This window comes from Streptomyces sp. NPDC111656 (genome assembly GCF_055656965.1).
Genome location: NZ_JBVKCA010000012.1, coordinates 245,027 through 258,576, shown reverse-complemented (window position 1 = coordinate 258,576; position 13,550 = coordinate 245,027). Strand labels below are relative to the sequence as shown.

At 70.8% G+C, this 13,550-nt stretch carries 10 protein-coding genes, 1 pseudogene and 1 riboswitch; of the genes and pseudogenes, 10 read left to right on the top strand and 1 reads right to left on the bottom strand.

The features are described from left to right. Positions 1–2: 2 nt before the first annotated feature. A riboswitch (cobalamin riboswitch) is annotated at positions 3–183 on the top strand. Between the two features lie 40 nt (positions 184–223). From ACZ7M3_RS31905 to ACZ7M3_RS31870, 8 genes and pseudogenes are all read left to right on the top strand, one after another. Further along, entirely contained in the window at positions 224–1,258 is a 1,035-nt protein-coding gene (locus tag ACZ7M3_RS31905; RefSeq protein WP_472067694.1) for an ABC transporter substrate-binding protein, read from the top strand. A gap of 11 nt (positions 1,259–1,269) precedes the next feature. Then, a pseudogene (locus ACZ7M3_RS31900) lies at positions 1,270–1,842 on the top strand (FecCD family ABC transporter permease); the annotation flags it as partial. Between the two features lie 52 nt (positions 1,843–1,894). Next, a complete protein-coding gene (locus ACZ7M3_RS31895) occupies positions 1,895–2,449 on the top strand; it encodes a GNAT family N-acetyltransferase (RefSeq protein WP_472067692.1) in 555 nt (184 codons plus the stop codon). A gap of 97 nt (positions 2,450–2,546) precedes the next feature. Next, positions 2,547–4,352, top strand: a complete 1,806-nt coding sequence (locus ACZ7M3_RS31890; protein ID WP_472067690.1) for a methylmalonyl-CoA mutase family protein — start codon at positions 2,547–2,549, stop codon at positions 4,350–4,352. Further along, the gene (gene scpA / locus ACZ7M3_RS31885) at positions 4,352–6,535 is read left to right on the top strand and encodes a methylmalonyl-CoA mutase (protein ID WP_472067688.1); all 2,184 of its coding nucleotides are present in this window, start codon (positions 4,352–4,354) and stop codon (positions 6,533–6,535) included. Before ACZ7M3_RS31890 ends, scpA begins: the two co-directional genes overlap by 1 nt. A gap of 5 nt (positions 6,536–6,540) precedes the next feature. After that, a complete protein-coding gene (meaB, locus tag ACZ7M3_RS31880; protein WP_472067686.1) occupies positions 6,541–7,527 on the top strand; it encodes a methylmalonyl Co-A mutase-associated GTPase MeaB in 987 nt (328 codons plus the stop codon). Between the two features lie 142 nt (positions 7,528–7,669). Further along, complete coding sequence (locus tag ACZ7M3_RS31875) at positions 7,670–8,398, top strand: FAD binding domain-containing protein (RefSeq protein ID WP_472067684.1); 729 nt, start codon at positions 7,670–7,672, stop codon at positions 8,396–8,398. 80 nt (positions 8,399–8,478) lie between these two features. Further along, on the top strand, positions 8,479–9,012 hold the full coding sequence (locus ACZ7M3_RS31870; protein WP_472067682.1) for a GNAT family N-acetyltransferase: 534 nt from the start codon (positions 8,479–8,481) through the stop codon (positions 9,010–9,012). Positions 9,013–9,040: 28 nt separating this feature from the next. Here ACZ7M3_RS31870 and ACZ7M3_RS31865 read toward each other — a convergent pair whose 3' ends face one another. Continuing rightward, positions 9,041–9,934, bottom strand: coding sequence for a DMT family transporter (locus tag ACZ7M3_RS31865; protein WP_472067680.1), 894 nt, complete (start codon positions 9,932–9,934; stop codon positions 9,041–9,043). Positions 9,935–10,361: 427 nt separating this feature from the next. Here ACZ7M3_RS31865 and ACZ7M3_RS31860 point away from each other — a divergent pair, with 427 nt between their 5' ends. After that, a complete protein-coding gene (locus ACZ7M3_RS31860; RefSeq protein ID WP_472067678.1) occupies positions 10,362–10,889 on the top strand; it encodes a hypothetical protein in 528 nt (175 codons plus the stop codon). A 501-nt stretch (positions 10,890–11,390) separates the two neighbouring features. Next, entirely contained in the window at positions 11,391–13,535 is a 2,145-nt protein-coding gene (locus ACZ7M3_RS31855; RefSeq protein ID WP_472067676.1) for a hypothetical protein, read from the top strand. Positions 13,536–13,550: the final 15 nt, after the last annotated feature.

Sequence of the window (13,550 nt, the reverse complement as noted above, 5' to 3'; positions counted from 1 at the left end):
CGTGATAATTTGCCGAGGCCAGTCAAGGGAATCCGGTGCGAATCCGGAGCTGACGCGCAGCGGTAAGGGTGACGGGCGGGGCAACACGAAGCCACTGGACGGCGGTCATATGTGACCGGAGTCCGGGAAGGCGCCTCGTCCGGGCGATCCCGAGTCCGAAGACCTGCTGGCGGACCGTACGAACGGGCCCCGCGCCTGGGCCCTCGACGCCAGAGGATGTCCCGTGCCAGTTGCGCGCCCAGCCCGCCGCTGTGCCCTGCTCCTTTCCGGAGCGCTGTTGCTGACCGCTTGTGGTGGCGGCTCGTCCGCCGACGGGGGCAAGTCCCGGAAATCCACCGGTGCGGTGGCGCTCGACAACTGCGGCCGGAAGGTCACGATCGCCTCCGCGCCGAAGCGGGCCGTGTCCCTGAACCAGGGCACCACCGAGATCATGCTGTCCCTCGGCCTCGCCGACCGCATGGTGGGCACCGCCACCTGGACCGACCCGGTCATGAAGGGCCTGGAGAAGGCCAACGGGAAGGTGCCGCGGCTCGCGGACGACGCCCCGTCCTTCGAGAAGGTCCTCGACGCCGAACCCGACTTCGTCGCCGCCTCCTTCGCCTCCACCCTGGCCAAGGGCGGTGTGGCTCCGCGCGAGAAGTTCGAGGAACTGGGCGTGCCCACGTATCTCTCGCCCTCGGACTGCGAGGGCAAGGACAACAGCGGTGACGGCGACGGAGTGCGCACCGAGCCGCTGACCATGGAGGCGGTCTACGGCGAAGTACGCGACCTGGCCGAGGTCTTCGGCGTCGCGGAGCGCGGCGCCACACTCGTCGCGGACCTGAAGTCACGGGTGGCGAAGGCCACTGACGGGGTCGACGCGTCCGACACCACGGTCCTCTACTGGTTCGCCAACCAGGAAGCCCCGTACATGGCGGGCTGCTGCGGCGCCCCCGGCATCATCACCAACGCCCTCGGCGCGAAGGACGTCTTCGCCGACACGCAGCAGGAATGGCCCCAGATCAACTGGGAGACCGTCGCCGACCGCGATCCCGACGTCCTGGTGATCGGTGACCTCACCCGCAGGTCGCAGACCGCCGAGACCGCCGCGAAGAAGATCGAGTTCCTGGAGACCAATCCGGCCACCAAGAACATGGACGCGGTGAGGAACAAGCGGTACGTGCTGCTCAGCGGGCAGGCGATGAATCCGACCGTCCGCACGGTCGAAAGTCTCGAGAAGGTGGCCGCGGCGCTGCGCGAGTACGGGCTCGCCGGGTGACCACCGCCGCCATGACCTCCGCCGTGGTGCGTGCGGCGGCCGGGCTCGCCGTGCTCGTCGCGTCCGTGGCGGTGGCCATCACCATCGGCCCCGCGGACATAGGTGTCGGGAAGGTCTGGTCCGCGGTGGCCTCCCACCTCGGTGGCCGGACCTCGGAGCTGACCCCCATCCGCGACGGCATCGTGTGGAACCTGCGGCTGCCGCGCACCCTGCTCGCCGCGGTCTGCGGCGCCGGGCTCGCGGTGTGCGGGGCGGTCATGCAGTCCCTGCTGCGCAACCCGCTCGCCGACCCCTTCGTCCTCGGCGTCTCGTCCGGGGCCTCGACGGGGGCCGTCGTGGTCGTCGTGCTGGGCGCCGGCGGTGGAGCGCTGTCCGTCTCCGGGGGCGCCTTCGTGGGCGCGCTGTGTTCCTTCGCCCTGGTGCTGCTGCTCAGCCACACCCTCGGCGGTACGACCGATCGGGTGGTGCTCGCCGGGGTCGCCGCCATGCAGCTGTTCTCCGCGCTCACCTCCTTCGTCGTGATGACGACGGCCGACGCCGAGACCACCCGCGGAGTCCTGTTCTGGCTGCTGGGCTCGCTCAGCGCGCATCGACTCGTCATCTCGCCAGCGGCGACCATCCCGGCCGGAGGAGTTCATGGACGTCGGTACCACCGTCTATCAGGGCGACACGGCGCTCGGCGTCGTCGAGGAGTTCGTGCATCTGCGGCTGGTGTCGTCGCGCGAGCGTTCGCCCGAGCGGGACGAAGAGGTCGCCTCCGAGGTGCGGGAGCGGATCGCGGACGAGGTGCGCCGGCCGGGGTTCCTGGCGGTGACGGCCCGCATCGGCAGTCGGCTGTGCGGTTTCGGCACCGCCGTACGCTCCGCGGATCCCGCCCCGGAACATCCGGCACTGGGGGCGCGGCGGTCGCAGGAGTGGCTCGCCGGTGCCGTACGGATCACCGATCTCGTGGTGGCGCCCGCGGCGCGCGGCCGTGGCGTCGGCACCGGGATCCTCGACGTACTGCTGCTGCCCGCCACGGACGACCGGGCCTGGGCGGTGACCGACCATCAGGACACCGCGGCGCTGAACTTCTTCCGCTGCCGGGGCTGGCGCCAGACCGTGTACCCGCAGCCGGGGACGCACCCCGCGCAGATCGTCCTCCTCGCTCCGCGGCACCCTGCGCTGTCCGAGACCCATGTGCTGCCGTAGTACGAACACGGCCTGTTGATCAAGACCACCCCTGGGAGGTCAAGGTCACAGCCGCGTCCTCTGCTGCTCACCTGCGTATCTGGCCTAGCATCCGAGCATGACGGTCCTGCCTGACGACGGGCTCTCGCTGGCCGCCGAGTTCCCTGACGCGACCCATGAGCAGTGGCAACGCCTGGTTGAAGGCGTCCTGCGCAAGTCCGGCAAGGAAGTCTCGGGCGCGGCAGCGGAAGACGCCCTGTCCACGACGCTGGAGGACGGGCTGCGCGCCCGTCCCCTGTACACCGCGGACGACTCCGCGCCCGATCCCGGCCTGCCCGGTTTCGCTCCTTTCGTACGGGGCGGACGCCCCGAGGGCAACACCCTCGGCGGCTGGGACGTACGGCAGCAGCACACGGCCGCCGACGGCGCGGCGGTCCTCGCGGACCTGGAGAACGGCGTCACCTCGCTCTGGCTGGTCGCCGGTGCGGGCGGCATCGCGGTGTCCTCGCTCGGCCGGGTCCTCGACGGCGTCTATCTCGACCTGGCGCCCGTCGTCCTCGACGCGGGACGTGAAGTCGAGCCCGCCGCACGCGAGTTGCTACGGCTCTACCAGGAGCGCGGGGTCGCCAAGGAGGCGGCGCGCGGCAACCTGGGAGCCGACCCGCTGGGCCACGAGGCCCGTACGGGAGACGGCGGGTTCGACTTCGCGCCCGTCGCCGCCCTCGCGGGGCTGTGCGCCGAGGAGTACCCGGGGCTGCGGGCGCTGACCGTGGACGCGCTGCCGTACCACGAGGCCGGCGGCTCGGCGGCGCAGGAGCTGGGCAGTTCGCTTGCGACCGGCGTCGCCTATCTGCGGGAGCTGACCGAGGCGGGCCTGACCGTGCAACAGGCCGCCGCGCAGTTGGAGTTCCGGTACGCGGCCACCGCCGACCAGTTCTTGACCATCGCCAAGTTGCGGGCGGCGCGCCGGCTCTGGGCGCGGGTGAGCGAGGTCTGCGGGGCCCCGGGCGGGCAGGTGCAGCACGCGGTGACCTCGCCGGTGATGATGTCCCGCCGCGATCCGTGGGTGAACATGCTGCGCACGACGGTCGCGACGCTGGCCGCCGGGGTGGGCGGCGCCGACGCCGTCACCGTGCTGCCCTTCGACCACGCCCTGGGTCTGCCGGACGCGTTCGCCCGGCGAATCGCCCGCAACACCTCGACGATCCTGGTCGAGGAGTCGCATCTGTCCCGGGTGATCGACCCGGCGGGCGGCTCCTGGTACGTGGAGCGGCTCACCGACGAACTCGCCCACGCGGGCTGGGAGTTCTTCCAGTGGATCGAGCGGGAGGGTGGCCAGGCGGCGGCCCTGCGCTCCGGGCGGCTCGGCCAGGACCTCGCAGGCACCTGGGAGGCGCGCAGCGCGAAGCTCGCCAAGCGGCGCGAGCCCGTCACCGGGGTCAGCGAGTTCCCGAACCTCGCCGAACGCCTCGTAGAACGCGCTCCCGCCCCCGTACCGCCGTCCGGCGGGCTGCCGCGGGTGCGGCGCGACGAGGCGTTCGAGGCGCTGCGGGCCCGCTCCGACGCCCACCTGGCGGCGACCGGTTCCCGGCCGCGGATCTTCCTGGCCGCCCTCGGCCCTGCCGCCGCGCACACCGCCCGCCTCACCTTCGCCTCGAACCTGTTCCAGGCGGGTGGCATCGAGCCCGTCACCGAGGGCGCCTTCGAGGACAGCGGTGCCACCGAGGTCTGCCTGTGCTCCAGCGACACGCTGTACGAGGAGCGGGCCGCGGAGGTCGCCGGGGAGCTGAAGGCGACGGGCGCGGGGCACGTGTTCCTCGCGGGCCGTCCTGGGCAGTACCCGGATGTCGATGCCTATGTCTTCGCGGGGTGCGACGCCGTCGCCGTGCTCTCCGCCACCCTCGACCGTATGGGAGTGTCCTGATGGCAGCGAGGGGAATCCCCGACTTCTCCGGGATCGAGCTGGGGGTCCCGAAGGCCGACGGCGGCAGCGACGAGTGGCGAAGCGCCGTCAAGAAGGCCACGGGCGGGGCCGATCTCCTGTGGGAGACCCCGGAGGGCATCGCGGTCGAGCCGCTGTACACCGGGCAGGACCTGGAGAGCCTGGACTTCCTGGGCACCTACCCGGGCATCGCCCCGTATCTGCGCGGACCGTACCCGACGATGTACGTCAACCAGCCCTGGACGATCCGTCAGTACGCGGGCTTCTCCACGGCCGAGGAGTCAAACGCCTTCTACCGGCGCAACCTCGCGGCCGGTCAGAAGGGCCTGTCCGTCGCCTTCGACCTGCCCACCCACCGCGGCTACGACAGCGACCACCCGCGCGTGACCGGTGACGTCGGCATGGCGGGCGTGGCGATCGACTCGATCTACGACATGCGTCAGCTCTTCGACGGCATCCCGCTGGACAAGATGACCGTGTCGATGACCATGAACGGTGCGGTACTGCCCGTACTCGCGCTCTACATCGTGGCCGCCGAGGAACAGGGCGTACCGCCCGAGAAGTTGGCCGGGACCATCCAGAACGACATCCTCAAGGAGTTCATGGTCCGCAACACCTACATCTATCCGCCGAAGCCGTCGATGCGGATCATCTCCGACATCTTCGCCTTCACCTCGCAGCGGATGCCGCGCTACAACTCCATCTCCATCTCCGGCTACCACATCCAGGAGGCGGGCGCGACGGCCGACCTGGAGCTGGCGTACACGCTGGCCGACGGGGTGGAGTACATCCGGGCGGGGCGGGAGGCGGGGATGGACGTGGACGCGTTCGCGCCCCGGCTCTCCTTCTTCTGGGCGATCGGCATGAACTTCTTCATGGAGATCGCCAAGATGCGGGCGGCGCGGCTGCTCTGGGCCAAGCTGGTCAAGCAGTTCGACCCGCAGAACGCCAAGTCCCTTTCCCTGCGCACCCATTCGCAGACCTCCGGCTGGTCGCTGACCGCGCAGGACGTGTTCAACAACGTCACGCGTACATGTGTGGAGGCGATGGCGGCGACGCAGGGGCACACCCAGTCGCTGCACACCAACGCCCTCGACGAGGCGCTCGCCCTGCCCACCGACTTCTCGGCGCGCATCGCCCGCAACACCCAGCTGCTGATCCAGCAGGAGTCGGGCACGACGCGGGCGATCGACCCGTGGGGCGGCAGCGCGTATGTCGAGAAGCTGACGTACGACCTCGCGCGCCGGGCCTGGCAGCACATCGAGGAGGTCGAGGCGGCGGGCGGCATGGCGCAGGCCATCGACGCCGGTATCCCGAAACTCCGGGTGGAGGAGGCCGCGGCCCGCACCCAGGCCCGGATCGACTCCGGACGCCAGCCGGTCATCGGCGTGAACAAGTACCGGGTGGAGACCGACGAGCAGATCGACGTCCTCAAGGTCGACAACTCCTCCGTACGCACCCAGCAGATCGAGAAGCTGCGGCGGCTGCGCGCGGAGCGCGACGAACAGGCGTGCCAGGACGCCCTGCACGCCCTGACCCGGGCCGCCGAAGGCACCGGCAATCTCCTGGAGCTGGCGGTGAACGCGGCCCGCGCGAAGGCCACGGTCGGCGAGATCTCCGACGCCCTGGAGAAGGTGTACGGGCGGCACGCGAGCCAGATCCGTACGATCTCCGGTGTGTACCGCACCGAAGCCGGCGAGTCGCCGTCCGTCGAACGCACCCGCACCCTGGTGTCCTCCTTCGAGGAGGCCGAGGGCCGTCGGCCCCGCATCCTGGTCGCCAAGATGGGCCAGGACGGGCACGACCGCGGCCAGAAGGTGATCGCCACCGCCTTCGCCGACCTCGGCTTCGACGTCGACGTCGGCCCGCTGTTCCAGACCCCGGGCGAGGTGGCGCGCCAGGCCGTCGAGGCGGACGTGCACATCGTCGGGGTGTCCTCGCTGGCCGCCGGGCACCTCACGCTCGTACCGGCGCTCAGGGAGTCGCTCGCCGAGGAGGGCCGGGAGGACATCATGGTCGTGGTCGGCGGGGTGATCCCGCCGCAGGACGTGCCCACGCTCCTGGAGATGGGCGCGGCGGCCGTGTTCCCGCCCGGGACGGTGATCCCGGACGCGGCGTACGACCTGGTGCGGCGGCTGTCCGCCGACCTCGGCCACGACCTCTGACCCCCATGGCGATCGAACTCGACACCTATGTGAAGGGCGTACTCGACGGAAAGCGGGCGCTGGTGGCGCGTGCCATCACGCTCGTGGAGTCGACGAGACCCCAACACCGCGTCCTGGCACAGGAGTTGCTGACCGAGCTGCTTCCGTACAGCGGGAAGGCGCGGCGGATCGGCATCAGCGGCGTACCCGGTGTGGGCAAGTCGACGTTCATCGACGCGTTCGGCACGCTGCTCACCTCGCTCGGGTTCCGGGTCGCGGTGCTCGCCGTCGATCCGTCGTCGAGTCGGACCGGCGGTTCGATCCTGGGTGACAAGACCCGGATGGAGCGCCTGGCCGTCGACCCGGCGGCCTTCGTACGGCCCTCCCCCACCGCGGGCACGCTCGGCGGGGTCGCGAAGGCGACCCGGGAGTCGATCGTGGTGATGGAGGCCGCGGGCTACGACGTGGTCCTGGTGGAGACGGTCGGCGTCGGCCAGTCCGAGACCGCGGTCGCGAACATGGTCGACTCCTTCCTGCTCCTGACCCTGGCCCGCACCGGGGACCAGTTGCAGGGCATCAAGAAGGGCGTCCTGGAACTGGCGGACGTCATCGCCGTCAACAAGGCGGACGGACCGCACGAGCGGGACGCCCGCGCGGCGGCACGGGAGCTGGCCGGCGCGCTGCGGCTGATGCATCCCGCCGACGCGGCCTGGACCCCGCCGGTCCTGAGTTGCAGTGCCCGTGAGTCGACCGGTCTGGACACGGTCTGGGAGCGCCTCGAACAGCACCGCACGCTCCTCAGCTCCACCGGCCGTCTCGCCGCCAAGCGCCGCGACCAGCAGGTGGACTGGACGTGGACGATGGTCCGCGACGAGCTTCTCGGCCGCCTGCACGCCGACGCGGCCGTACGCGCCCTCGCCCCCGGCCTCGAACAACAGGTGCGGGACGGGGAGTTGACGGCCACGCTGGCCGCCGAGCGCATCCTGGGGGTGTTCGGCGGCGAGCGCGGCTGAACCGCGTACAGGGCGCACCGGATGATGCAGTGAGCCCTGTACGCGCCCCTGTGTGCCGGGGGAAAATGCGCCATGTCGACGGTCACATGGCTGAGGTGGTGCGTACTCGGCCGCTCATTTCCCAGAAAGCAGGTCGGCTGCCGTGCTCTTGCGTCTGCCCACGTCCGTTTCGGAAGCACAGGAGTGCATGGCCGAGGGGGCGGTGCCCATAGGCGGGGCGACCCTGATATGGGCCACCTGGCAGCGGGACGGCTTCCCCGAGCAGGCCATGTCGCTGCGCGACCTGCCGGACGCCAACACGATCGGCCGCGAGACGCTGGGCGGGGCCGTGATACTGAACCGGATCGACGACCGCGTGCCCGAAGCACTGCGCCGGGCGGCCGCCACCGTGGGGACCGGAGCCGTGCGCCGCACGGCCACCGTCGGCGGCAACATCGTCGGGAGCACCCTGCGCTGCCTGCTGCCCGCCGCACTGGTGCTGGAAGCGCGCGCTGTGGTCCTGGATCCGGACAGCGTCTACGAGACCGACCTGACCGAGGTACTGGCCAAGGGCCACCTGTTGCTCGGCCTCCGCTGGCGTGATCCGATCACCAGCGCGTACCGCAAGCTGCCCGGCGAAACGGGCGGTCCGCCACCGCTCGTCGTCGCCGCCGCCCTGCACACCGCCGACACCGGAGGAACGCGCCTGCGCGTCGCCGTCCGCGACGGATACGACGTGATCACCGAGAGCACCGGGTACGACGCCGGCTCCGACTCCGCACAGGTCCTCGACGACCTGCGTCGCACGGCCGTCGGCGCACTGCACGCCACAGCCTGGGAAGCGGTCCACGAACTGGTCACCGACCTCTTGTCCCGTCCCAGCGGTCGTTGAGGGCCCTCCCGAACACCCACAGAACGGTCTTGGCGCTGCCGCCGTCGGCCCGAGGTCGCGCGTCGGGCAGGATGGGCGCCATGACCGAGATCCACACGCCCCGCCTCCTCCTCCGCCGCTGGTCCGACGACGACCTCGTGCCGATGGCCGACATCAATGCCGACCCCCGGGTCATGCACTGGATCGACGACGGCTCCGTCCGCGACCTGGACCACACGGCAGAGGCCATCGAACAGTGGGAAGAGGAATGGGACGAGGAGGGATTCGGCCTCTTCGCCGTCGAACTGCTGGCCTCCGGCGAACTGGCCGGCTTCGTGGGCCTGTCCGTGCCCGAGTTCCTGCCGGAGGTACTGCCCGCCGTCGCCATCAGCTGGCGGCTCGGCTCACCGTTCTGGGGTCAGGGATACGCCTCCGAAGCCGCCCAGGCCACGTTGGAGTTCGCGCTGCAGGACCGTGGCCTCGACCGCGTCATCAGCATCACCCGAGCGGGGGACGACGCCTCGGAGAACGTCATCCGCAAGCTCGGTATGACGCTGGAGCGCGAGACGACGCACCCGGTGTACGGCTATCCGCTGCGCGTTCACGCCATCGATCTCACCGAGTTCCAGGCCTGAACCCCGCCGAGCCGTCGATTCCCGCGGTTCACGTCCTGGTACGGTCCGGCGCGGCCGGCTGCGCGACGAGCACCTGGGTGAGTGGGATCCGGGCCAGCTGGATCGCTCCGTACAGGATCAGGGCGGCCCCGACGGTCTCGGGGATCAGCCACCAGCCGGTGCGTACCCGCTCCGCGTACAAGGTGACGCCCAGGACGAGGCTGACCAGGGCGTCACCGAGGGTGAGGGCGGGCTGGGAAGCGACGAGGGGGCCGGACTGGACGGCGTTCTGCAGGAGGAACAGCGCGCACACTCCGGTGGCGGCGAAGGCGTAGGTCTGCCAGGCGAGGAAGAACCCGGTGACGCCGCCCGTCTCCCAGGCGTGCGTGGCGTCCTTGATCAGGGCCGCGGTGAGGGCGTAGCCGATGGCCGCCGCGGCGCCGAAACAGGCCGCGCGTGCGCGTCCTGCGGGGCGTCGCAGCGCGACACCGACGGCAGCCACGACGACGCCGACGCAGCACACGATGGCCAGGATCCACCCGCCGGTGGTGGGCCGGTCGATCCCGACCGAGGGGGCGGCCGCGGCCAGCACGGTACCCAGCCCGACGGCGATGCACACCACGGCGATCCACCCACGCCGGGTCACCCGCCGCCGTAGCACCAGACCGCCGATGAGCAGCGCGAACGGCAGTTCCAGGACGAAGATCGGCTGTACGACGGACAGCGCTCCGTTGACCAGCGCCAGCGCCTGGAAGCATGCCGCCGCCATGACCGCGGCCATCCCGCCCAGCCACACCGGCCGGTGCAGCAGCTCGACGAGCAGCCTGGCGTGGAAGCCCTCGGACAACGGCACGTCCTGGGCCGCGCGGCGCTGGAGGACAGTGGCGGTCGCGTTGCTGACCGCGGCCAGCACCGCGAAGACGACGGAGAACACCAACGCCACCGGCTCGCCCCTCCTCCTCTCCCGCTCCTCCCGCTCCTCTCCCGCTTTCTCCCACGGGCACCGACCGAGGAGCACACGTCACCCCCATGCTCCCGCGCCACCGCGGAGTCCGCTGCTTGGGCAGACATCTCGCTCACACCGGTCGGCGACGCTCTGCCGCGCCGTGGCCGCCATGCACTCGACGCGGTCAGCCCCCCGGACGGTACTGGCCAATAGCGCTCCGTCACCCTGTGAAACCGTACGGTGGCGAAAGGTCGCCCGGACCGGCCGGCCACACCTCCGGTGTCATGGGCGGATGCGGGTGATCGCGCGGCGCGATGGGCCGGTCACATCACCTTCACGAGTCGCACACTTCCGGCCGACCGCCCCTTTCGGCGTGCCGCTTGGGGCAGACGGTGCGCTCGCGGTTTGCCTAGCCTCCCGGGCCATGCGATCCACTCTGATGAGACGCCTCGGTCTCGCCGCCGTCTTCGCCCTTGTCCTCGCCGTGTTCGGTCTGGCCCCCAGCGCGAGCGCGGCCGACGCGGCTCCGGCCGACCTGACGTTCACGACCGACAGCGCCACCACCCACCCGGGCGGCACGGTGAACCTGTCGATGACGATCACCAACAACAGGACCTACGACGTCTGGTTCATCTACCAGACGATCGACCCCACGTGGCTGACCACGCAGCGCCCCGACCTGAAGTACAGCTTCAGCGGTTGCAGTCTGGCCACGGCGGCCGGCAGCACCCCCTGTTCCGGTACCGGGCCCGCCAACCTCGGCGCCAACTACGGCGCGACCATCCCGCCCGGTCAGAGCCGGACCGTCACACTGACGCTGCAGATCGCCGCCGACTCCGGCTGCAACGGCAACATCGGCTTCTACTCGTACTTCTACGCCGAGTTCAGCGACAGCGCCAACTCCAACGGCGGTCCGGTCTACGCGCCCGAGACCCGCGTGCTCTGCTCCTGACGGCAGGCCGGTGACCCCGTCGGATCGGGCTCCGGCACGGGGCATCCACGGGGTCACCAGGCCCCCGGTGGCGGACGGTTCGCGCTGCGCGCGGGTCGGCCGCCACCGGCGTGTCGGGGTGCGGATGAAACAATTCCGGCCCGGACACATGAAGTTCACATTCTCTGGACCGGTGAGGTCGCAACGCGGCGGACTCCCTCGCTCCGCATCCGCTCCCGGCTCAGGTCACGACCAGTCCGCGCGGACCATGGGGCAGTCTCGCCCCACAGTCCGCGGCAACCAACGGACCGTCGTTCCGGACACCTTGATGACCGATTAGATGCCTGTGCTTTTCCGTCACGTTTCGCAACATGACCACGAAAGCTACACACAGACACCACTATGTGACGCGACGGATGCGTCGGCGACCGGCACCTGAGGGGGGCGGCGGCGTCGCGCAAGGGGGTGCGTCCGCTCCGAAGGAGCTGTACTCACCCCTGCCCGGGGAGGGGACTTCGCCGCATGCAGCGGACCACGCGGACCATACGCAGAACCGCGCTCACCGTGGGCGCGCTCATGGCCTCGCTCGGCCTGCCGGCCGGTACGGCCCACGCCGACGACACCGCACCCCGGATCGATCTGCGGGTACTGGTCGTGAGCGACGGCGGCCCGTCGACCGATGCCATCGCCGCCGAACTGGACGCCGCGGGCACGCCGTACACCGAGGTCGCCCTCCAGCAGTCCGGGAGGTCCGTGATCGACGCCGGCTTCCTGGCGGACACGGTGGACGGTCGTCCGCGCGCCAGGTTCCAGGCCGTCGTCCTGCCCAACGACAACCCGTTCCCGGCGGGCTCCGCCGAGATGGCGGCGCTGGCCGCGTACGAGCAGACGTACGCGATCCCCCAGGTGGACGCGTACACCTACGCGCGTCCGGAGGCCGGACTCCAGTACCCCGTCAGCGGCGGCTACTCCGGCAGCGTCGACGGCGTGCAGGCCCAGGTCACGGCGGCCGGCAAGGCGGGGCCCTTCGGCTATCTGGACGGCACCCTGCCGTTCGAGGACAACTCCCCTGCAGTGGGCGAGAGTTACGCCTATCTGTCCACACCCTCCGCCGGGGCCGACTTCACCCCGTACGTCGACGCGCCGATACCGGGCCGGTCGACGCGGGGTTCCCTGGTGGGCGAGTACCGGCACGACGGGCGGCGCGAGCTCGTCGTCACGTTCGTCTACAACCAGTACCAGCAGCAGTTCCGGCTGCTGGCCCGCGGCATCGTGGAGTGGATGACCGGGGGCGTGCACCTCGGCGCCTCGCGCAACTACTTCGCCGTGCACGTCGACGACGTCTTCGCCGCCGACGACCGCTGGGACACCCAGCTCAACTGCACGCCCGGCGACATCGACTGCCCACAGGGCGAGGGTGTGACCAACCCGATCCGCATGACCCCGGCGGACGTCGACCAGGCCGCCGCCTGGGAGAGCAGCCGGAACTTCACCTTCGACCTGGCCTTCAACGGCGCCGGCAGCGTGGACCAGCGCACGGACAACAACGGGGTCGACCTGCTGGCCGACAAGCTGATCGCCGACCGCGACAAGTTCCGCTGGGTCAACCACACCTACACGCACGCCTTCCTCGGCTGCGAGCAGGACACCGCCGTGGTGCCCTGGACGTGCGCCACCAACACCGACGGCAGCACCAAGTGGGTCAGCAGCAGCACCATCTCCGACGAGATCGCCACCAACCGCGCCTGGGGGCAGGCGGCCGGACTGCCCCTGGACACCAGCGAGTTGGTCACCGGTGAGCACTCGGGGCTCAAGGTGCTGCCGCAGCAGCCCGACGACAATCCCGACCTGGCGCCCGCGCTCACCGACAACGGCGTGGCCTGGCTCGGCTCGGACAACTCCCGCGAGCCCGACCAGCGTCAGGTCGGTCCCGCCACGACCGTCCCCCGCTACCCGATGAACGTCTTCTACAACGCGGGCCGCGCGGCCGAGCAGGTCGACGAGTACAACTGGATCTACACCAGCCGCGCCCAGGGCGGCAGCGGCATCTGCGAGGACCACTCCGACACCTCCACCTGCCTGTCGGCGCCGCTGGACACCAGCACGGGTTACGCCGACTACATCGTGCCGCTGGAGACGAGGATCGCCCTCGGACACGTGCTCTCCAACGACCCCAAGCCGCACTTCATCCACCAGTCGAACCTGGCCGAGGACCGCATCGCGTACCCGGTCCTCGACGGTGTACTGGACGGGTACGACGCCCTGTTCGCGGACAACACCCCGGTGGTGAACCTGCGGATGAAGGACATCGGCACCGAGTTGCAGCGGCGCGCCGCCTGGAAGACCGCGGTCTCCGCCGGCCAGGTCACCGCCTACCGCATCGGCAGCGCCGTGACCGTCCAGGCTCCCGGCGGCGTCGCGGTGACGGCCACCATGCCCACGGGCACCACCAACGGCAGCACCGGCTTCGGCTCCGCGTACGCCGGTGAGGTGTCCGGTTGGACCGCGTCGGCGGGCGCACCGCTCGAGCTCGCCCTGCCGTCGACCACCCCGTCGCTGTCCGCGGCCGTCGACGTGTCGCGGAAGGCGGCGGTGACCCGTACCGCTCCGCGCACCCGGGTACCGGCCGGTGCGACCCGGCAGGTGCCCTACACCCCGGACAACTGAACGGCGCACCGACAG